Consider the following 19,690-nt stretch of genomic DNA (forward strand, 5'->3'; position numbering starts at 1 on the left):
GCGAGGGTCGTGCCGGACCCCTGTCCACCGACGCCCCACCGCCCCCGGAAAGGCCCCCGCCGTGCCCGACGCCTCCGATGTCGTGATCTGCGAACCCCTGCGCACCCCCATCGGCCGCTTCGGCGGGGTGTTCGCCGGGGAGAAGCCGGCCGCCCTCGCCGCCCGCGTCATCGCCGAGGTCGTCGCCCGGACCGGCATCGACCCGGACCGGGTCGACGAGGTGATCCTCGGCCACTCCTACCCGTCGGCGGAGGCCCCCGCGATCGGCCGGGTCGCCGCCCTGGACGCCGGGCTCCCGCAGTCGGTGACCGGCCTCCAGACCGACCGCCGCTGCGGCTCCGGGCTCCAGGCGGTCCTGGACGCGGCCATGCAGGTCAGGGCCGGGTTCAGCGAGGTCGTCATCGCGGGCGGCGTCGACGTGATGAGCGGCGCCCCGTACTACACGCACGACGGGCGCTGGGGCATCAAGGGCCCCGGCCTCCAGCTCCACGACGCGCTGGCCCGGGGCCGGGTCACCGCCGGCGGCATCCACCACCCGGTGCCCGGCGGCATGATCGAGACCGCCGAGAACCTGCGCCGCACGTACGGGATCAGCCGCGCGGACCAGGACGCGCTGGCCCTGCGCTCGCAGCGGCGGGCCGGGCTCGCCGCCGCCGAGGGCCGGTACGAGAAGGAGACCGTGCCCGTCACCGTACGGACCAGGAAGGGCGAGAGCGTGGTCACCGCCGACGAGCACCCCCGCCCCGACACCACCGCCGAACAGCTCGCCGCGCTCCGCCCGGTCATGCTGAAGTCCGACCCGGAGGCCACCGTCACCGCGGGCAACGCCAGCGGCCAGAACGACGCGGCGGCCGCCTGCCTGGTGACGAGCGCCGCCACCGCCGAACGGCTCGGCCTCACCCCGCTCGTCCGGCTGGTCTCCTTCGCCCGGGCCGGGGTGCCCGCCGCCACCATGGGTCTCGGCCCGGTCCCCGCGACCCACGCCGCGCTCGGCCGGGCCGGCCTCACCCTCGACGACCTCGACCTGATCGAGCTCAACGAGGCGTTCGCCGCCCAGGTGCTGGCCTGCACCCGCGAACTGGGCCTCGGCGAGAAGGACCACGAGGAGCGGATCAACGTGAACGGCTCCGGTGTCTCGCTCGGCCACCCGGTCGGCGCCACCGGCGCCCGCATCCTCGCCACCCTCACCCGGGAGCTGCACCGCCGCGAGGCCCGCTACGGCCTGGAGACCATGTGCATCGGCGGCGGCCAGGGCCTCGCGGCGGTCTTCGAGCGCGTCGCGCCCTGAGCGCCGACGGCCCCGGGGCCGCCCCGCCCGGGACGACCCGGGCCCGGCGACGCGAAACGGCCCCGCACCCCGGGCGGGGGCGCGCCGCCAGCGTCGAACGGCTCGGCCTGTCCGGCCGGCCTCCTTCACCCGCCCCCGTCGAGCCCCTGCCAGCCGTTCTCGAGAAGGGCGAAGGCGCGGGTGATCGCCGCGCGCGGGTCGCCGTGGCCGGGGGCCGCGCGGGGGGCCTCCGGGGCGAAGAGGGCCAGGGCGGCACAGGCCGGGTCGTCGGCGGGGCGGCCGCTCTCCTCGTCCACGATGGCGAGAGCGGCCCCTGGGCCCGCGACCAGGGAGGCACCCTCGACCTGGACCAGGACAACGGCCAGACCGCCCTGCGCGAAGCCGGCCTGCTCGACGACTTCCACCGCCTCTCGAGGCCCGAAGGGCAGGAGATGCGCCAGCTGGACACCACCGGCACGATCCTCTTCCACCACGTCCCCGGAGCAGGGGAACTCTTCAAGCCCGAGATCGACCGAGGCACCCTGCGCCGGCTCCTGCTCGACTCACTGGAGCCCGGCACCGTGCGCTGGGGGCGCACCCTGCGCTCCGTCGAAGGACCCGCGGGCGGCCCCCGCCGACTGCGCTTCGCCGACGGCACCGTCGTCGAGGCCGACCTCGTCATCGGCGCCGACGGAGCCCGGTCCGCGGTCCGCCGCGCCCTCTCCGAGGCCACCCCCGAGTACAGCGGGATCAGCTTCCTCGAAGCCTGGTTCCACAACGTCGACAACGACCACCCCGCCGTCGCCGAACTCGTCGGCCGGGGCAGCGCCGTGCTGGACGGTTGCGAACTCGCCCTGGCCCTCGCGCGGCACGACACCGTCGGTGAGGCCGTCCGCGCCTGCGAGGGGACGATGCTGCCCCGGTCCGGCAAGATGCAGCGCCTCCTCGATCACGGTGCCGAGGAACTCGTCTCCGACGAGCTGCCGGACTTCGCGCAGGAGGGCATGGCCGCCCGCTGAGCGGCGGAATTCCCGGCGCCCCGCCCGGGGGCCAGGTGGTCGTCCGCCGCGTCCGGGTCCGCCAGCCGGTTCAGCCGGGCCGGCACGTCGAGGCCGACCAGCAGCACCACGATCACCGTGCCCGCGAAGGTCAGCACGGCGAGCGCCCGGCCCAGGCTCATCCCGGAGGCCAGATGGGCCCCCAGCACCGGGGCGACCGCCCCGCCCAGCGCGCCCACGTTGTACGTGAAGCCGAGCGCCGCGCCCCGGCTGCGGGTCGGGAAGTGGCCGCCGATGTAGCGGGGGAGCAGACCGGAGATCCCGAAGCTGGTCGCCTGGAGCAGGAAGAGCAGGCCGCCGAGGAGCAGCAGGTTGTCCTCCACCGCGAAGACCGGGTAGACGAAGGCGAGCGAGGCCAGCAGCGTCAGCGCGTACGCCTTCTTCGTGCCGATCCGGTCGCCGAGGAAGCCAGCCATCCAGCAGCCGACCATCGTCCCGAAGCCCGCGAAGTAGAGGACGTCGGTGACCTGGCCCGTGGAGTACCCGAGCTCCGTCTTCAGGTACGTCGGCAGCAGGGCCTGGATCGGCCAGGAGTACAGGAATGCGAAGAACAGCGTCACGATCATCGACAGGTACAGCACCCAGCCGCGCTTCCCGCCCAGCTGCACCGCGAGCGCCGCGAGCGAGACCCCGGCGACCACCGAAAGCACCGGCACCATGCCCGCGCCGCCCGGCGTGAAGACCAGGAACAGGGAGAGCGTGGCGACGGCCACCAGGGCCGTGTTGACGGTCGCCCGGCGCGGGGTCAGGAACAGCGGCCGGAACGGATTGGGCTTCGCGCCCTCGTCCGGGACGGACTCCGTCCACTCCTCCGCCTCCGGCAGCGCCCGCCGCATCCACAGTGCGATGGCGATCGGGATCAGGCCGAGGTAGAACATCCAGCGCCAGCCGAGCGAGGGCACCACCCAGTCGTAGACCTGGGCGGCCAGCACCGAGCCCACCGAGAAGCCGGAGATCAGGAAGCCGCTGGCCCGGTTGCGCAGTGCGGGCGGCCAGCTCTCCATGACGTACGTGGAGCTGGCGCTGTACTCGCCGGCCATGCCCATGCCGATGGCCAGCCGGGCGGCGAACAGGCTGGTGTAGTTCCACGCGAATCCGCAGGCGAAGGTGCCCAGCGAGTACAGCAGGATGCTCGCCATCATCGACAGCTTGCGGCCGTAGCGGTCGCCGAGGGCGCCGAGCACGGCGCCGCCGAGCCAGCGGGTGATGAAGGCGCCGGAGATCAGGCTGGCCGCCTGCACCGTGCTCAGCCCGAAGTCGTCACTGATCTCGGTCAGGACGAGGGTGATCAGCACGAAGTCGAAGCCGTCGAGTACATAGCCGATCCAGGCGGCGAAGAACGACTTCCACTGGGTGCGGCTCACCTGGCGGTACCAGGGGAGCGTGGGGGGTGTGGTGGTGTGCACGGTGACTCCAGAATGCGGGACGGTGTTCGCCTTTGAACAGCCGTCCCGCGAAAAGGGGCAGGTCAGCGCCGGGTGATGCCCGTCACGAAGCGGGCGGTGAGGGCGGTGGGCGCGGTGATGGCGGTGCCGACGACGACGCTGTGCGCGCCGCGCGCCAGGGCCTCGGCCGCGTCCTCGGGGGTGTTGATACGGCCTTCGGCGACGACGGGTACGTCGATCGCGGCGGCGAGTGCGGCGACCAGGTCCAGGTCGGGCCCGGTCTGCTTCGGCTGCCCGGGCACGTAGCCGGACAGGGTGGTGGAGACGAAGTCCGCGCCGAGCCCGGCCGCGGTGACGCCCTCGGCGAGGGTGGAGACGTCGGCCATGACGAGGGCGCCGGCCGCGTGGACCGCCTCGACCAGCTCCGCGAACGTCGAGCCGTCGGGGCGCGGCCGGTCGGTGGCGTCCGCCGCGACGACGGCCGCGCCGGCCTCGGCCACCGCCAGGGCGTGCCGGACGGTCGGCGTGATGTACACCCCGACGTCGCCGTCCTTCCAGAGCCCGATGACCGGCAGGTCCACCGCGGCCGTGATCGCGGCGACGACCTCCGGCTCGTTGGCCCGGATCGCCGCGCCGCCGCCGGCGACCGCCGACTGTGCGAGCCGCACCAGCGTGGAGGTGTCCCGCATCGGGTCGCCGGGGGGCGCCTGGCAGGACACGATCAGCCTGCCCTGGAGAGTGGTGGCCAGTTCCTGTGCGCTCATCGGAGAGCTCCCGGGTGGTGGAGGGGAAGGGTGGTGGTGAGGGCCGCCGCGCCGAGCACGGCCGCGTCGTGGCCGAACAGCGGGGCGCGCGGGACGAGCCCGCGCAGCGGTCCCATCAGCTCGGCGGCGAAGGCGGCCCGCAGCGCGTCCTCGTACAGCGGGCCGATGCGCGGGACCCCGCCGCCGACGACGACCCGGTCGGGGCCGAGCGCGTTGGCGAGCCCGCCGAGCACATGCCCGGCGGCGGACGCGCCCGTGGTGATCGCGGTGACGGCGTCGGTGTCGCCCTCGGCGGCGCGCGCGGCGACGGTTTCCAGGCGGTCCACGACGGCGCCGGTCAGCCGCTCGTAGTGGGCGGCGATGCCGGGGCCGGAGGCGATGACCTCCAGATGGCCGGTGGCCCCGCAGGTGCAGGGCAGCCCGGCCGCCTCGGGGCTCGGCAGATGGCCCAGATGCCCGGCGACACCGGACGCGCCGTGCACCATCCGCCCGTCGGCGGCGACCGCGCCGCCGACGCCGGTGCCGATGGCCGCGAACAGCAGCGAGGCGTGGCCGCCGTGCTCGGCGCGCAGCGCGTCCAGCTCCGGGCCCGCCGTGGCGCGTACGTCGTTGTCGCAGGCCACCGCGTAGCCGGTGCGGTCCGCGAGCCCGGTGCCGAGCGGGGTGCCGGCCCAGCCCCGGATCGAGTCGGTGGCGCTGGTGACCATGCCGGTACGGGGATCGATGACGCCCGCCGCCGCGACGCCGAGCGCGGTCGCGGTGCGGCCGGGGTCGACCTCGGCGGCGGCCGCGGCGAGCGCGTCGAGCACCGCCGCCGCGCCGTCGCGGGCCGGGGTGGGCCGGGAGTGCCGGGCCAGCACCGTGCCGTCCGCGCCGAACAGCGCGGCGGCGATCTTCGTACCGCCCAGGTCCAGCCCGACGACGCCCGTCATCGGACCGGCGGCAGACCGGCGCCGCGCAGCCGCCCGGAGACGAACGCGACGGACTCCGCGGACAGCTGGATCTGCGGGAAGACGGTGTCGCCGCACTCGATGATCCCGAGGAGCCGGAGCGCCGCCTTGAACGAGCCGAGCGCCGACGAGCTGCGGCCCATGTCCGCCTCCGGGCCCGCGTCGACCATCGCGAACAGCTCGACCAGCCGCTCCTGCTCCTCGGCGGCCAGCGTCCAGTCCCCGGCGCGCGCGGCCTCGTAGAGCCGTACGTAACCGGCCGGGTCCACGTTGCCGATGCCCGGGACGACCCCGTCGGCGCCGGCCAGCAGGGCCGCGTCCACCGTCAGTTCGGAACCGGTGAGGATGCTGAAGTCCGGCACCGGACCCCGCGCCCGGCCCCCGCGGCCGCCGAGCTCGACGACGAGCCGGCGCAGCCCGCCCTCGTCGCCGCTGCTGTCCTTGAGGCCGGCCAGCGTGCCGTCCTCGGCCAGCTCGCGGACCAGGGCGGCGGAGAGCTTGCTGTGCACGGCGACCGGGATGTCGTACGCGAACAGCGGCAGGTCCACCTCGGCGCGCAGCCGGCGGAAGTGGGCGGCGATCTCCCGGGGGTGGGTGCGGGTGTAGAAGGGCGCGGTCGCGACCAGGGCGTCCGCGCCGAGGGCGGCGGCGGTCCTGGCGTGTTCGGCGACCCGGGCCGTGGTGGTGTCGATGACCCCGGCGAGGACGGGGACGCGGCCGTCGGTGGCGTTGACGACGGTCTCCAGGACCGTGGCGCGCTGCTCGTCGGTGAGGTAGGCGACCTCGCTGGTGGACCCGAGCGCGAACAGCCCGTGCACGCCGCCGCCGATGAGGTGCTCGACGAGGCGGGTGAGGGAGGCGGTGTCGACCTCCCCGCGGGAGTCGAGCGGGGTGCAGACCGGCGGGACGACGCCGCGCAGCGGTGCGGTCAGAGACATGGTGGAGGCTCCAGCTGATCGGGATGCCGGTCCGGGGCCTGAGCGGCTACCCGGATCGAGACGTGAGACGTAAGATGTCCTATGTCTGCTTCACCTTAATCAGATGCTCCTGCGACCGGTCAAGGGGCAACGGCACCTCGGGAGGACGTTGTGGCGCGGCCCACCATGGCTCAGGACATCGAGCGAAGGATCAAGGAGCTCATTCTGGAGCGCTGCCTCGCGCCCGGCGACGCCCTGCCCACCGAGACCGAGCTGATGGACCTCTTCGAGGCGGGCCGGGTCTCCGTCCGCGAGGCCCTGAAGTCGCTCCAGGCGGTCAACGTCGTGGAGATCCGCCGGGGTTACGGGACCTTCGTGGGCTCGCTCTCCCTGTCACCGTTCGCCGAGGGCCTGGCCTTCCGCGCCGCCGTCCGCCACCGCCAGGGCGAACCGGGCCTGGCCGAGCTGATGAAGGTGCGCGAGGCGCTGGAGGCCGGGCTCGTCGGGGCCGTCGCGGCGGGCGTCCCGGAGGAGGACCTCGACGTGCTGCGCGCGCTCGTCGCGAAGATGGAGGCCGAGGCGGCGGACGGCGGCCGGGTCGCCCGCGCCACGGACCGGGCCTTCCACCTCGCCCTGTACGCCTCGCTCGACAACCACCTGCTCAGCGAGGTGCTCGACGCGTTCTGGGCGGCGATGGACCGGGTGCGCGAGGACTTCGACGACGGCCACCAGGACCCCTCGGTCACCTGCGCCCAGCACCGCGAGATCGTCGAGGCGGTCGCGGCGGCCGACGGCGAGCGCGCGGTACGGGCCATGCGGACGCACTTCGATGGCATCCGGGACCGGCTGGACGCGGGCTGACGCACGGGCGCGGCCCCCGGCCCGCGAGGGAGCCGGGGGCCGCGCCCGCACGCGTTACGGCGTGGCCGTCACCGTCCTGCTCCCCGACGCCGTCTTCCCGCTCGCCCGGTACGTCGCGGTCAGCTTCACGTCACCGGAGGCGCCGGCCGGGATGGTGACGGGCACCTTCACATTGGCACCCTCGCCCGGCCGGGTCGCCGGGAACGCCACCTGCTTCGTCGTCCAGCCGGCGGGCACGGTCAGATCGACCGTGCCCGCGTCGCGGCGGACGTCCATCCGGTTGACGACCCGGACGGTGATCTCGGTGGTGGTCCCCGCCTTCAGTACGGCCGGCGGTGTGATCGTGATGTCCGCGCAGGTGCCGCCGAGCCACTTCAGGTCGAACGAGGAGTACGTGATGTGCTCGTAGTTCCCCCGCTCGTACAGCAGGCCGAGCCGGCCGCTCGGCAGCCGCGTCAGCGTCGAGTAGGCGGCGGCGCCCGCGTCGACGACCTTCTTGATCGGCCATGTCCTCCCGTTGTCGCAGGACATCTTGACCGTGAGGTTCTTGCGCGAGGTGGCCTCGGTGTTGCTGAACAGCAGCCAGGTGGACTGAGGGTCCGAGGCCGGCGCTTCCGGGGCGTACCGCATGACCGAGCCGTTGTTCGCCGGGTCGGGCAGCTGGGTGTCCTGGACGAACGGCGTGTACGTGACCCCGCCGTCGGTCGAGTACGCGACCGTACGGTACGGCGCCGAGCGGTTGTTGAGCATGACCGTGCCGTCGTTCAGCTCGACGGTCTTGTTCTCGTCGCCGCCCGGACCCACCGGCGTGCCCATGTGCCAGGTCTCGCCGTGGTCGTCGCTGTACGCGCTGACCGCGTAGTTGGCCCCGTTGTTCCGGATGGCGTACTGCTGGATCAGCCGGCCCTTGTGGGCGCCGTTGCGCAGCTGGATGCCCTCGCCCGACGCGGCGAACATCCCGCCCCAGGCCGGGTTCTTGATCTGCTTGGTGATCCGGCGGTGGGTCCAGGTGAGTCCGTCGTCGTCGGAGTAGCTGTAGTCCGCCTGGAGGACGTTCGGGTCGCTCTCGTCGTTGCCGGTGGCCGAGCCGAGGAAGCCCTGGTTCTCGCCGGCCGCGTAGAACAGGAAGATCCGGCCGGTCGTCCGGTCGACGAGCAGGCTCGGGTCCCCGTACCCCTTGGGGGCGGCGTCCTTGCGGACCACCTGCTGCGCCTGCCAGGTCGTACCGCCGTCGGTGCTGCGCCGCAGCACGATGCCGATGTTCGACGGCAGGTCGCCCAGGGTCGGGCGGGCGTCGTACGCGGCGAGCACGGTGCCCTTGTTCGAGGTGGTCAGAGCCGGGATGCGGTAGTGGGGGGAGCCGACTCCGTCGACGGTCAGGTCCTGGGACGTGAGCGTGCCGGGGGCGGGTGACGCGGCCTGCGCGGTGCCGGTCGTGGCGACCACCAGGAGGGCGGCGCCGAGCAGGGCGACAGGAACGGTTCGCTGCATGGACGATCTCTCTTCTCGTCAGGAGCGACCGGCCTGCCCCGATGACAGGCCGGTGAACAGGGCGGCCACCCAGGCCAGTTGCTCCCGCTGCTGGTACTCCGCGCCGCCCTCGTGCCCGTTGAACGGGTAGACCCGTACGTCCTTGGGTCCGGCGTATCCGTTGTAGGCGGTGAAGCAGGTGGAGGGCGGGCAGATGTCGTCCATCATCGCGATGGAGAACAGCGCGGGGGCCGTCGCCCGGGTGGCGTGCAGTGCGGCGTCGAAGTACGCGAGGGTGGCGAAGACCGACTCGGTGCGGTCGCGGTGCAGCTTCAGGTACTCGGCGATCTCGGTGTACGGCGGACGCCCCGCGATCTCGGCGCCCCGGCGGACGTTGCACAGGAACGGCACGTCCGGCATGACCCCGGCGAGCCCCGGCACGAGACCGGCGACGGCCAGGGAGATGCCGCCGCCCTGGCTGACCCCGGTCACCACGATCCGGGCCGGGTCGACCTCCGGGTGCTCGCGCACCGCGTCCACGCAGCGCACCGCGTCGGTGAACAGCCGCCGGTAGTAGAAGGTTTCGGGGCTCTCGATGCCCCGGGTCAGGAAGCCGGGCACCACGCCCGACGCCCCGCCGTCCGGGTCGGCGGTGGCGCCGCCAGCCGCCGACCAGCCCTGCCCCCGGGTGTCCATCAGCAGGTGGGCGTAACCGGCCGAGGCCCACAGCAGGTTCTCGTGGGCCAGGCCCCGGCCGCGTCCGTAACCCAGGAACTCCACTACGCAGCCGAGGGGTTCGGCCGCCCCGGCGGGCATCCGCAGCCAGCCGCGCACCGGCTGCCCGGCGAAGCCCGGGACGGTCACGTCGTACGTACGGACCTGGGTGAGCCCGGTGCGGACCTCGGTGAACACGGGCTTGACGGACGCGTCCGCGCGGGCCTCGTCCAGGGTCCGGGACCAGAAGGCGTCGAAGTCCGCGGGGACGGGCAGCGGCGGCAGGTAGTCGCGGCATTCGTCGAGCGAGAGGTCCGTCAACGGCATGGAGGTGCCTCCTGGGGGCGCGGCGGGGGAAGTGCCCTGAGCGTGGCCATGGACATCAGATGCATGACGTCAGATGTCCTGTCGGCACACGGACCCTAGGCACCGCCCGCGGCGGCCGTCAAGGGTTGCCCCGGGGTCCGTCCGCAGGCCCGCCCCGGCCCGGGGGCCGCCGGGCGGCTCCGCTCAGCCCCGGGCGCGGGCCTCCGCGATCCGGCGGCGCACGGGCGCGTAGTGCTCGCCGAGCGCCTTCATGAACCCGGTGATGTCACCGGCCCGGGCGGCGTCCACGATGTTCTGGTGGGCGGTGATGGTCTCCGTCTCGTCGGCCTGCGTGAACCCGTCCAGGTGCGGCGCGACGATGGTGTACACGTCCCAGAAGGCCATCGAGAGCTGGCCGATCAGTTCGTTGCCCAGCGGGGCCACGAGCAGGGCGTGGAAGGCGCGGTCGGCGTCGACGAAGCCGTGCCCCTCCTGGGCCCCCGTCTCGCGCATGGTGGCCACCAGGGCGTCCAGCGCGTCCAGCTGGTCCGCGCTGAGCTGCGAGACGATCCGGTCGGCCATCCCGCGCTCGAAGAGCTCGCGCACGTCGACCAGGTCCGCCATGACCTGGAAGTCGTCGTCGGGGGAGAGCAGCCCGCGGAAGGTCAGGCTCTCCACGAGCGCGGACAGGCTCAGCCGGCCGACGTAGGTGCCGTGCCCGTGGCGGACCTCGACGATGTCCAGCGCGTCGAGGATCTTGACGGCCTCGCGGACGCTGGAGCGGCTGGCGCCGAGCGCCTCGCACAGGGCGGGCTCGGTGGGCAGCGGGTCCCCGGGGCGGAGCCGTTCTTCGAGGATGTACCGCTTGATGCCGTCGACGACTTCCTGCCGGAGCAGCTGCCGGCCGGGTTTCGTTCCGGACATATGTGAACTCCCCACCTCTTGACCCCTCTCGATTGTCAAGCTACGTTCCCACGCTATCAAGGCATCAGACATCTGACGTCTGATGCATCAGGTACCGCGGCCCCCCGTGAACCTGCGCCAGCCCCCTTTTTCCCGTCCACGACGCCCCACCTCAAGTCCCTGGAGGACCCGTGCCCGAGCTGAGAGCAGCCGGTGTCGAGCGCCGCACCTTCCTGCGTTACACCAGTGCCGTCGGCGCCGCGGCCGCCATCACGGCCGGCCTTTCCGCGTGCGGCGGACCGTCCTCGACCGCCAACGGCTCGACGGACAAGGGCAGCGGCAGCGACCTCATCGAGGCCGGTCTGTCCTACCCGCTGTCGACCGGCTTCGACCCGATGATCACCTCGGGCGCGACCCCGTACGCCGCCAATATGCACATCTTCGAGGGCCTGGTGGATCTCGATCCGGCAACGCTCGTGGCACGGCCCGCTCTCGCCACCGAGATGCCGAAGAAGATCAACGCCACCACCTACCGCGCCACGCTCCGCAAGGGCGCGACCTTCCACGACGGATCGGCCGTCACCGCCGACGACGTGGTGTTCAGCTTCGAACGCATCCTGGACCCGAAGAACGCCTCGCTCATGGCGCAGTTCGTGCCCTTCATCGACACCGTCAAGGCCGTCGACGCGGGCACGGTCGAGTTCAAGCTCAAGTACCCCTTCGCGCTCTTCCCGTCCCGCATCGCCGTGGCCCGGATCGTGCCGAAGAAGATCGTCGAGCCCGACCCCAAGGCCTTCGACGCCAAGCCCGTCGGCTCCGGCCCGTACAAGTTCGTCTCCGCCACCCGCGAGGACAAGATCGTCTTCGAGGCGTACGACAAGTACAACGGCTCCCACCCCGCCAAGGCCAAGAAGATGGTCTGGCGCCTCATGTCCGACCAGTCCGCCCGCGTCAGCGCCATGGAGTCGGGCCGCGTCCAGGCCATCGAGGACGTCCCCTACATCGACGTCAAGCGCCTCTCGGGCTCCGCCAAGACCGAGTCCGTCCAGTCCTTCGGGCTGCTCTTCCTGATGTTCAACACCGCCGACAAGCGGTTCGCCGACAAGCGGGTGCGCCAGGCCCTGCACTACGCGCTGGACACCGAGAAGATCATCTCCACCGCGATGGTCGGCAACGCGTCGGCCGCCACCGGCTACGTGCCCGCCACCCACCCCGACTACCACAAGGCCGCCACGGTCTACACGCACGACGTGGCCAAGGCCAAGAAGCTCCTCGACGAGGCGGGCGTCAAGGGCCTCTCCTTCACCGTACTGACCACCGACACCGGCTGGGTCAAGGACGTCGCCCCGCTGCTCAAGGAGAGCTGGGAGGCCGCGGGCGTCAAGGTCACGCTCAACATCGCCCAGTCCCCGGCCCAGTACGCCAAGATCGACAAGGGCGACTTCGAGGTCCTCGTCGCCCCCGGCGACCCCTCAGTCTTCGGCAACGACGCCGACCTGCTGCTGCGCTGGTTCTACTACGGCTTCTGGCCCGAGAGCCGCTACGGCTGGGGCAAGTCCGCCGCGTACAAGAAGGTGAAGCAGACCCTCGACAAGGCCGCCCAGGCCGCCGACGAGGCCAAGCGCAAGGAGCTCTGGGGCCAGGTCACCGACCTCGTCGCCGACGAGGCCGCCCTCTACCCGATCCTCCACCGCAAGCTGCCCACCGCCTGGAACGAGAAGGCGCTCCCCGGCTTCAAGCCCCTGCCCACCACAGGCCTGTCCTTCCTGGACGTCAGCCGCGGCTGAGGGCCCTCCGGCCCCCGCCCCAAAGCCCCGGTCCGGGACACGTACACCCCACCCGGTGTCCCGGACCGGACCGCCCAACCGCAAGGAACCCGACGATGGTTGCTTTTCTCCGGCTCGCGCTGCGCCGCGTCGCGATGATGCCGGTGATGATCCTCGGCATCGCGCTGCTCGTCTTCGTGGTGCTGCAGTTCTCGCCGGTCGACCCGGCCTTCAACGCGCTCGGGGAGAGCGCCACACCCGAGGCCCGCGCGGCCTTCGCCGAGGCCAACGGGCTCAACGACCCGCTGCCCGTACGCTACTTCCACTTCCTGGGCCAACTGCTCCACCTCGACCTCGGAATGACGGTCCCGCCCAGCCAGCCCGTCGCGGACCGCATCACCGCCGCGTTTCCGCTCACCCTCCAGCTGACGATCCTCGGCCTGGTCGTCGCGATCGTCCTCGCCGTCGTCGCCGGCGTGCTCGGCGCGATGTACCGCGACCGCTGGCCCGACCAGCTCTTCCGGGTGCTGTCCATGGCCGGCGTCGCCATCCCCTCGTTCTGGCTCGGCGTCCTGCTCATCCAGCAGTTCGCGCTCAACTCCCGGGTCTTCCCGACCGGCGGCTACACCAACCCCGCCGACTCCTTCGGCGGCTGGCTGCGCAGCATGGCCCTGCCCGCCATCTCGCTCGCCGTCCCCGTCGCCGCGTCCCTCGCCCGGCTCGTACGGACCTCGATGGTCGCCGAACTCGACCGCGACTACGTCCGAACCGCCCGCGGCAACGGCCTGCCCGTCCTCCTGGTGATCCGCTCGGTGCTGCGCAACGCGCTCGTCACCCCGCTCACCGTGCTCGGCGTCAAGGTCGGCTACCTGCTCAGCGGCGCCGTCGTCATCGAAGCGATCTTCGACCTGCCCGGCATGGGCAAGCTCATCCTCGAAGGTGTCACGGGCGGCGACGTCGCCCTCGTCCAGGGCACCGTACTGACCATCGCCATCGCCTTCCTGGTGGTCAACGTCATCGTCGACCTGCTCTACCTGCTGGTCAACCCGCGCATCAGGACGGTCTGACATGTTTGCCACCAGCCGGCTGACCACCAAGCTCTCCCGCCCCGGCATCGCCTTCCGCGCGCTCCCGGTCACCTCCCGCATCGCGCTCGGCGTGCTGCTCGTCGTCATCCTCGGCGCGGTCCTCGCACCGCTGCTCACCCAGAACCCCCTCACCACCGGAACCCCCGTCCAGGCACCTGGCGCCGACCACTGGTTCGGCACCGACCGGGCCGGCCGCGACGTCTTCGCCCGTGTCGTGCACGGCTCGCGCTACTCGCTGATCATCGGCCTCGGCGCGACCGCCGTCGCCCTGGTCGCCGGCTCCCTGCTCGGGGCGCTCGCCGCCACCTCGCGCAAGCTCGGCGACGAGTCCGTCATGCGCACCCTCGACGTGGTGATGTCGTTCCCGCCGATCGCGCTGGCCGCCGTCCTCGTCGCGGTCTTCGGCACCAGCATCCCCGTCATCATCTTCACCATCGCCTTCGTCTACACCCCCTCGCTCGCCCGCGTCGTCCGCGCCAACGTGCTGTCCCAGTACGGTGAGGACTACGTCGCCGCAGAGAAGGTCATCGGCGCCCGGCGCGGCTACATCGTGCTCCGGCACGTCGCCGTCAACTGCATGGCCCCGGTCATGGTGTTCGCCACCGTCATGGTCGCCGAGGCGATCATCTTCGAGGCCAGCCTCTCCTTCATCGGCGCCGGCGTGCAGGACCCCGACCCCAGCTGGGGCAGCGTCCTCGCCTACGGCCGGCAGATCCTCCTCGCCGGCGGCTGGTGGGCCACCTTCTTCCCCGGCCTCGCACTCCTCGTCACCGTGCTCGCCCTCAACATCCTCTCCGAGGGCCTCACCGACGCCTCCGCCGCACCGAAGGCCGCCCGCGCCGCCGTCCCCTCCGACGCCACCACCGCCCCCGACCCCGTCGAGGCCCGCTCGACCGTGGACATCGACGCCGCCCTCGCCAAGCTCGCCCGGCGCGTCAACGCCCAGGAACCCACCATCACCCCGGTCCCCGAGGACGCCGCCGAACTCCTCGTCGTACGCGACCTCGCGATCCGCTTCCCCGACCGGTACGGCACAACGCCGGTCGTCGACTCCCTGTCGTTCACCGTCCACGAGGGCGAGACCCTGGGCCTCGTCGGCGAGTCCGGCTGCGGCAAGTCCATCACCAGCCTCGCCGTCATGGGCCTCCTCGCCCGCAACGCCGAGGTCAGCGGCGAGATCCTGTACCGCGGCCGCAACCTCCTGGAGCTTGCGCCCAAGGAGCGCCGCGCCCTGATGGGCCCCGAGATCGCGATGGTCTACCAGGACGCGCTCTCCTCCCTCAACCCCTCCGTACTCGTCGGCACCCAGCTCAAGCAGCTCACGTCACGCGGCGGTACGAAGACCCCGGCCGAACTCCTCGACCTGGTCGGCCTCTCACCCGAACGCACCCTGCGCAGCTACCCCCACGAACTCTCCGGCGGCCAGCGCCAGCGCGTCCTGATCGCCATGGCCCTCTCCCGCAGCCCCCGCCTGCTCATCGCGGACGAACCGACCACCGCCCTCGACGTCACCGTCCAGGCCCAGGTCGTCGAACTCCTCGTACGGCTCCGCGAGGAACTCGGCTTCGCCATGGTGCTCGTCTCGCACGACCTCGCCCTCGTCGGCGACCTCTCGCACCGCGTCGCGGTCATGTACGCCGGACGCCTCGCCGAGATCGGCGACACCCGCTCCGTACTCACCGCCCCCACCCACCACTACAGCCGCGGCCTGCTCGGCTCGGTCGTCTCCCTTGAGGCCGGCGCCGACCGGCTGCACCAGATCCGCGGCGTCGTCCCCGCCCCCCAGGGCTTCGGGCCTGGCTGCCGGTTCGCCTCGCGCTGCGGCGCCGCCACCGAGCTGTGCCGCACCACCACCCCGGCACTCACCGCACGTGCCGCCACGCAGGACCACGGCTTCGCCTGCCACCACCCCGCGAAGACCGCACAGCTGGAAGGGAGCGCCCTGTGATCAGGCTCGACGGCGTCCACGTACGCCACAAGGCACGCAGCGGAGGCGTCTTCCGCCGCGACGCCGTCCACGCCCTCACCGACGCGAACCTGGAGGTCAAGCGCGGCGAGATCGTCGGCCTCGTCGGCGAGTCCGGCTGCGGCAAGTCCACCCTCGCCCGGGTCCTGACCGGCCTCCAGAAGCCCACCGAGGGCACGGTCACCTTCCACGACCGCGACCTGTGGGAGATGACCGGGACCCAGCGCCGCCAGGACTTCGGCTCCGCCGTCGGCGTCGTCTTCCAGGACCCCTCCACCGCCCTCAACCCGCGCCTCACCGTCGAGCAGATCCTGCGCGACCCGCTCGACGTGCACCGCCGCGGCACCCGTGAGGCACGCACCGCCCGCGTCGCCGAACTCCTCGACCTGGTCGGGCTGCCCGGCCACACCCTGGCCGCCCTGCCCGGACAGCTCTCCGGCGGCCAGCGCCAGCGCGTCGCCATCGCCCGCGCCCTGGCCCTGGAACCGGAACTCATCGTCGCCGACGAGCCCACCTCCGCGCTCGACGTGTCGGTCCGCGCCCAGGTCCTCAACCTCCTGGTCGACCTGCGCGAACGCCTCGGCCTCGGCATGGTGTTCATCTCGCACGACATCCAGACCGTGCGCTACCTCGCCGACCGCATCGCCGTCCTCTACCTCGGCCGCATCGTCGAGGAGGGCCGCGCGGCCGACGTCGCCGGCGCCCCCTCGCACCCGTACACCGAGGCACTGCTCTCCGCCACGCCCAGCCTGCTGGAGACCACCGAGCGCATCGTGCTCACCGGCCCCGTCCCCTCGGCGACCAACCCGCCGACCGGCTGCCCCTTCCGCACCCGCTGCTGGAAGGCGGACGACGCCTGCGCCACCGTCTTCCCGGAACGCACCGAGGGGCCGGACGGGCACCGCTACCACTGCGTCCACCCCCAGACCGACCCGATCCCCGTACCGTCCGCAAGGAGCACCGCATGACCGCCCGAACCCCCCGCTACACGGGAGTGATCCCGCCCGTCGTCACCCCGCTCACCGCGGACGGCGAGCTCGACCTCCCCTCCCTGGAGCGGGTCGTGGGCCACCTCGTCGACGGCGGTGTCACCGGTCTCTTCGCCCTCGGCAGCTCCGGCGAGACCGCCTACCTCACCCCGGGGCAGCAGGACCGGGTCATCGAGGCCGTCACCGCCGCGGCCGGCGGCCAGGTGCCGGTCCTCGTCGGCGCGATCGAGACCACCACCAACCGGGCGATCGAGCGCGCGCGCCGTGCCGCGGAGCTGGGCGCCGACGCCGTCGTCGTGACCGCGCCGTTCTACACGCGCACCGACGCCACGGAGACCGACCGACACTTCCGGGACGTCGCCGCCGCCCTCGACCTGCCGGTCCTGGCGTACGACGTGCCGGTCTGCGTCCACAGCAAGCTCGACCCGGAGCTGCTGCTGCCGCTCGCCGCCGACGGGGTGCTGGCCGGGGTGAAGGACTCCAGCGGCGACGACGGCTCGTTCCGCCGGCTGGTCATCGGCGCCCGCGAACTGCCGGAGTTCTCCGTGCTCACCGGCCACGAGCTGGTCGTCGACGCGATGATGCTCGGCGGCGCCGACGGCTCGGTCCCCGGACTCGGCAACGTCGACCCGCACGGGTACGTACGTCTCCACGAGGCGGCGGTGCGCGGTGACTGGGCCGCGGCCAGGGCCGAACAGGACCGCCTGGTCGCGCTGTTCGACATCGTCCGCGCCGCCCGCCCCGGCACCGCGTCCGCCACGGCGGCCGGGCTCGGCGCGTTCAAGACCGCGCTGATGCTGCGCGGCGTCATCTCCACCAATGTGATGAGCCCGCCGATGCGCCGGCTCGACGCGGAGGAGACGGCGGCGGTCGCCGCCTGCCTGGAGCGCGCCGGGCTCGGCACGGTCTGACGGATACGGAGCACCGAGAACAAAAGGTCCGGCCGGACAGCTCAGGGCTGTCGGACCGGACCTTTTCGTGCTCGGGGAAGCGTCAGATCACTTCTTCGCGGCGCGGGCGCGGCGCATCAGCAGGCCGCCACCGAGGACCATCGCGGCGCTGGCGCCACCGGCGATGCCCAGGTTCTCGTTGGCACCGGTGTGCGCCATCTGCGGCGGCTTGTGGTGCTTGGGCGGAGTGTGGTGCCAACCGGTGTGGGTCGGCGGGTTGTGCGTGGGCGGGTTGTGCGTCGGCGGGTTGTGGTGGTGGCTGGGCGGGCAGTCGTCGTCGTGGTGGTGCACCGGCGGCTTCGGGGGCTTCGGCGGGTGGTGCGGCTTCGGCGGGTTGTGGTGGTGGCTGGGCGGGCAGTCGTCGTCGTGGTGGTGCACCGGCGGCTTCGGGGGCTTCGGCGGGTGGTGCGGCTTCGGCGGGTTGTGCTCGTGGCCGCAGTCGCAGTCGTGGTCGTGGTGACCCGTCGGCGGCTTGTGGTGCGGGGGCTTGTGGTGCGGCGGCTTGTGGTGCGTCGGCGGCTCCTCGGTGGGCGGGTTGCCCTCGTCGCCACCGCCGTTCTCGCACTCGTTGCCGGCGGCCGGGTTCAGCAGACCGACCACGTTGATGCTGTTGCCGCAGACGTTGACCGGGATGTCGACCGGTGCCTGGACCACGTTGCCCGAGAGCACGCCGGGGGAGCCGGCCGCCACACCCTGGGCGCTCGCGCCCTGCGAGCCGCCGTTCTCCGAGTCGCCGCCCTCGTTCTCGCACTCGTTGCCGAAGGCGGGGTTGAGCGCGCCGATCACGTTGACCGTGTTGCCGCACACGTTGACGGGCACGTGCACCGGGACCTGCACGACGTTGCCCGAAGCGACGCCGGGCGAGCCGACGGCCGCACCGTCGGCCGTGGCATCGGCGAAGGCATAGCCGCCGGAGGCGGTCAGTACGCCTGACGCCGCCGCCATGACGAGCATGCTTTTACTCAAGGCTTTTCGCATTGGTGCCCTTCCTTGGGTCATTTCTCGCGGACGCACGGCCCGCAGTTCGTTCATCAGGCGGTGCAGCAGCCGTCGGACCTGCCCATGTACGGGAAGGCCCTTCGGGCGGAGCGGCTTGACGACACCCATAACGACGTCCTCGTGCGCGAGAAACGTGAAGCCGGTGAATTTTCTGTGATCGCGCGGCAAGGTTACGAGTGAACGTTTCGTCTCTCGATTTCCGACAGTATGACTCGATCACTTTCGTACGGACGTCCGTGTCTTCCCGGCATTCGGGTGAATGGTGATAACCAAACGCCGGCCCGGCAGTTGTTCAGGGCGCTCCGGTTGCGGGGCATCCAGTACGAGAAGGGTTCATCGTGATCAAGAAGGTCCTGGCTACGGGTGCCGTTGCCGCCTCCATCCTCGGGCTCGGCGCCGCGCAGGCGATGGCCATCGGCAACGATGGCGGGACGACCTCGGTCAACGGCAACGGTGCCTCGCAGTCGTTCGGCAACGCCGTGACCAAGGGTGACGGCAGCCCCCAGTTCGACCTGGTCCAGGGCTCGCTGAACAAGCCCTGCGTCGCCCTGCCGGTCAAGGCGAACGTCGGTTCGCTCATCGGCCTCGTGCCGATTACGGTCCAGGACGTCAACGTCCTGTCCAACCCGCAGAACCAGCAGTGCACCGAGAACTCCACCCAGGCCAAGGGCGACGAGCCGCTGTCGCACATCCTGGACGGCATCCCGGTCCTCTCGGGCAACGGCGCCGGCAACAGCTGATCCGGCCGTCGGGCCCGGGTCGCAGGCGTTCCTCCTCCTAGCGGCCCGGGCCCGCCGCTGCCCTCCCCGCGTGTTCCCGCCCCTACCTCGCACGTTCCGGGCGGGAACACGGCCGGGTGACCCGAACTGCGTCATTCGGGCGGTATTCCAGACATCTGCTCGCTGAGCAGTTTCGCATACCGCCCCAAATCGTTACGAATGAAGGCGGCGGAGTTACGAGCGATCAGGTCCGCGCTCGTGCGGCACGAAAGCCGTGACCGCTCCGGACTCCGCCGAAGAAAGGGTTCCAAGTGAAGTACACCAAGATCGCCGCCGTCGCCGCCGGTACGCTCATGGCCGTGGGTGCCGCCACCCCCGCGTTCGCCGACTCGGGCGCCGAGGGTGCCGCTGTCGCCTCCCCGGGCGTCATCTCCGGCAACACCATCCAGGTTCCGGTTCACATCCCGGTCAACGTCTGCGGCAACACCATCGACGTCATCGGCCTGCTGAACCCGGCCTTCGGCAACGCCTGCGTCAACGACTGATTCAGACGCGCCGAATTCTCTCGGCCCGAAAACCCCGGACCACGCTCCACGCGGTCCGGGGTTTTCCCGTGCG

19 protein-coding genes are annotated in these 19,690 nt (G+C 72.1%); 11 read left to right on the forward strand and 8 right to left on the reverse strand.

The genetic code is table 11. The annotated features are described in order from the left end of the window. The first annotated feature begins 61 nt into the window (after positions 1-61). The gene (locus tag OG242_RS26730) at positions 62-1,288 is read left to right on the forward strand and encodes an acetyl-CoA C-acetyltransferase (protein WP_405900560.1); all 1,227 of its coding nucleotides are present in this window, start codon (positions 62-64) and stop codon (positions 1,286-1,288) included. A gap of 146 nt (positions 1,289-1,434) precedes the next feature. Continuing rightward, complete coding sequence (locus OG242_RS26735) at positions 1,435-2,286, forward strand: FAD-dependent oxidoreductase (RefSeq protein WP_405901737.1); 852 nt, start codon at positions 1,435-1,437, stop codon at positions 2,284-2,286. Here OG242_RS26735 and OG242_RS26740 read toward each other — a convergent pair. The 4 genes from OG242_RS26740 to OG242_RS26755 form a co-directional block, all read right to left on the reverse strand. Next, complete coding sequence (locus tag OG242_RS26740) at positions 2,217-3,731, reverse strand: sialate:H+ symport family MFS transporter (protein ID WP_405900561.1); 1,515 nt, start codon at positions 3,729-3,731, stop codon at positions 2,217-2,219. The genes OG242_RS26735 and OG242_RS26740 overlap by 70 nt on opposite strands. Before the next feature lie 62 nt (positions 3,732-3,793). Next, on the reverse strand, positions 3,794-4,474 hold the full coding sequence (locus OG242_RS26745; RefSeq protein ID WP_405900562.1) for an N-acetylmannosamine-6-phosphate 2-epimerase: 681 nt from the start codon (positions 4,472-4,474) through the stop codon (positions 3,794-3,796). Further along, positions 4,471-5,406, reverse strand: a complete 936-nt coding sequence (locus tag OG242_RS26750) for an ROK family protein (protein ID WP_405900563.1) — start codon at positions 5,404-5,406, stop codon at positions 4,471-4,473. Before OG242_RS26750 ends, OG242_RS26745 begins: the two co-directional genes overlap by 4 nt. Then, a complete protein-coding gene (locus tag OG242_RS26755; protein WP_405900564.1) occupies positions 5,403-6,362 on the reverse strand; it encodes a dihydrodipicolinate synthase family protein in 960 nt (319 codons plus the stop codon). The genes OG242_RS26750 and OG242_RS26755 overlap by 4 nt, the downstream gene beginning before the upstream one ends. 150 nt (positions 6,363-6,512) lie before the next feature. On the opposite strand from OG242_RS26755, the gene OG242_RS26760 reads away from it, so the two are divergent. After that, complete coding sequence (locus tag OG242_RS26760) at positions 6,513-7,202, forward strand: FadR/GntR family transcriptional regulator (protein ID WP_405900565.1); 690 nt, start codon at positions 6,513-6,515, stop codon at positions 7,200-7,202. A 54-nt stretch (positions 7,203-7,256) separates the two neighbouring features. Here the strand turns inward: OG242_RS26760 and OG242_RS26765 are convergent, their stop codons facing one another. The 3 genes from OG242_RS26765 to OG242_RS26775 form a co-directional block, all read right to left on the reverse strand. Beyond that, positions 7,257-8,693, reverse strand: a complete 1,437-nt coding sequence (locus OG242_RS26765; RefSeq protein ID WP_405900566.1) for an exo-alpha-sialidase — start codon at positions 8,691-8,693, stop codon at positions 7,257-7,259. A gap of 18 nt (positions 8,694-8,711) precedes the next feature. After that, the gene (locus OG242_RS26770; RefSeq protein ID WP_405900567.1) at positions 8,712-9,713 is read right to left on the reverse strand and encodes an acetylxylan esterase; all 1,002 of its coding nucleotides are present in this window, start codon (positions 9,711-9,713) and stop codon (positions 8,712-8,714) included. A 183-nt stretch (positions 9,714-9,896) separates the two neighbouring features. Next, the gene (locus OG242_RS26775) at positions 9,897-10,616 is read right to left on the reverse strand and encodes a FadR/GntR family transcriptional regulator (protein WP_405900568.1); all 720 of its coding nucleotides are present in this window, start codon (positions 10,614-10,616) and stop codon (positions 9,897-9,899) included. A 170-nt stretch (positions 10,617-10,786) separates the two neighbouring features. On the opposite strand from OG242_RS26775, the gene OG242_RS26780 reads away from it, so the two are divergent. The 5 genes from OG242_RS26780 to OG242_RS26800 all read left to right on the forward strand — a co-directional run bounded on the left by OG242_RS26780 (position 10,787) and on the right by OG242_RS26800 (position 17,315). Next, positions 10,787-12,382 carry an ABC transporter substrate-binding protein gene (locus OG242_RS26780; RefSeq protein ID WP_405900569.1) on the forward strand — a complete coding sequence of 532 codons (1,596 nt, stop codon included), beginning with the start codon at positions 10,787-10,789 and terminating at the stop codon, positions 12,380-12,382. Between the two features lie 95 nt (positions 12,383-12,477). Further along, complete coding sequence (locus OG242_RS26785) at positions 12,478-13,428, forward strand: ABC transporter permease (RefSeq protein ID WP_405900570.1); 951 nt, start codon at positions 12,478-12,480, stop codon at positions 13,426-13,428. A gap of 1 nt (position 13,429) precedes the next feature. Continuing rightward, on the forward strand, positions 13,430-15,397 hold the full coding sequence (locus OG242_RS26790; RefSeq protein ID WP_405900571.1) for a dipeptide/oligopeptide/nickel ABC transporter permease/ATP-binding protein: 1,968 nt from the start codon (positions 13,430-13,432) through the stop codon (positions 15,395-15,397). Beyond that, complete coding sequence (locus OG242_RS26795; protein ID WP_405900572.1) at positions 15,394-16,383, forward strand: ABC transporter ATP-binding protein; 990 nt, start codon at positions 15,394-15,396, stop codon at positions 16,381-16,383. The genes OG242_RS26790 and OG242_RS26795 overlap by 4 nt, the downstream gene beginning before the upstream one ends. Then, positions 16,380-17,315 (forward strand): dihydrodipicolinate synthase family protein, encoded by a 936-nt coding sequence (locus OG242_RS26800; protein ID WP_405900573.1) that lies wholly within the window; start codon positions 16,380-16,382, stop codon positions 17,313-17,315. Before OG242_RS26795 ends, OG242_RS26800 begins: the two co-directional genes overlap by 4 nt. Positions 17,316-17,402: 87 nt before the next feature. On the opposite strand, the gene OG242_RS26805 is transcribed toward OG242_RS26800, so the two are convergent. Next, positions 17,403-18,308, reverse strand: a complete 906-nt coding sequence (locus OG242_RS26805) for a chaplin (protein WP_405900574.1) — start codon at positions 18,306-18,308, stop codon at positions 17,403-17,405. 36 nt (positions 18,309-18,344) lie between these two features. On the opposite strand from OG242_RS26805, the gene OG242_RS26810 reads away from it, so the two are divergent. From OG242_RS26810 to OG242_RS26820, 3 genes are all read left to right on the forward strand, one after another. After that, the gene (locus tag OG242_RS26810; protein ID WP_405900575.1) at positions 18,345-18,533 is read left to right on the forward strand and encodes a hypothetical protein; all 189 of its coding nucleotides are present in this window, start codon (positions 18,345-18,347) and stop codon (positions 18,531-18,533) included. 158 nt (positions 18,534-18,691) lie between these two features. Continuing rightward, the gene (locus OG242_RS26815; RefSeq protein ID WP_018523736.1) at positions 18,692-19,093 is read left to right on the forward strand and encodes a rodlin; all 402 of its coding nucleotides are present in this window, start codon (positions 18,692-18,694) and stop codon (positions 19,091-19,093) included. A gap of 290 nt (positions 19,094-19,383) precedes the next feature. Continuing rightward, a complete protein-coding gene (locus OG242_RS26820) occupies positions 19,384-19,617 on the forward strand; it encodes a chaplin (RefSeq protein ID WP_132901047.1) in 234 nt (77 codons plus the stop codon). Positions 19,618-19,690: the final 73 nt, after the last annotated feature.

The organism is Streptomyces sp. NBC_00727, from assembly GCF_045161745.1.
Taxonomy (GTDB): domain Bacteria; phylum Actinomycetota; class Actinomycetes; order Streptomycetales; family Streptomycetaceae; genus Streptomyces.

Bases quoted from the DNA above. Each gene is read 5' to 3' on its own strand.
- OG242_RS26745 (WP_405900562.1), bottom strand. From the start codon at position 4,474: ATGAGCGCACAGGAACTGGCCACCACTCTCCAGGGCAGGCTGATCGTG.
- OG242_RS26805 (WP_405900574.1), bottom strand. From the start codon at position 18,308: ATGCTCGTCATGGCGGCGGCGTCAGGCGTACTGACCGCCTCCGGCGGC.
- OG242_RS26770 (WP_405900567.1), bottom strand. From the start codon at position 9,713: ATGCCGTTGACGGACCTCTCGCTCGACGAATGCCGCGACTACCTGCCG.
- OG242_RS26785 (WP_405900570.1), top strand. From the start codon at position 12,478: ATGGTTGCTTTTCTCCGGCTCGCGCTGCGCCGCGTCGCGATGATGCCG.
- OG242_RS26765 (WP_405900566.1), bottom strand. From the start codon at position 8,693: ATGCAGCGAACCGTTCCTGTCGCCCTGCTCGGCGCCGCCCTCCTGGTG.
- OG242_RS26750 (WP_405900563.1), bottom strand. From the start codon at position 5,406: ATGACGGGCGTCGTCGGGCTGGACCTGGGCGGTACGAAGATCGCCGCC.
- OG242_RS26775 (WP_405900568.1), bottom strand. From the start codon at position 10,616: ATGTCCGGAACGAAACCCGGCCGGCAGCTGCTCCGGCAGGAAGTCGTC.
- OG242_RS26790 (WP_405900571.1), top strand. From the start codon at position 13,430: ATGTTTGCCACCAGCCGGCTGACCACCAAGCTCTCCCGCCCCGGCATC.
- OG242_RS26800 (WP_405900573.1), top strand. From the start codon at position 16,380: ATGACCGCCCGAACCCCCCGCTACACGGGAGTGATCCCGCCCGTCGTC.
- OG242_RS26755 (WP_405900564.1), bottom strand. From the start codon at position 6,362: ATGTCTCTGACCGCACCGCTGCGCGGCGTCGTCCCGCCGGTCTGCACC.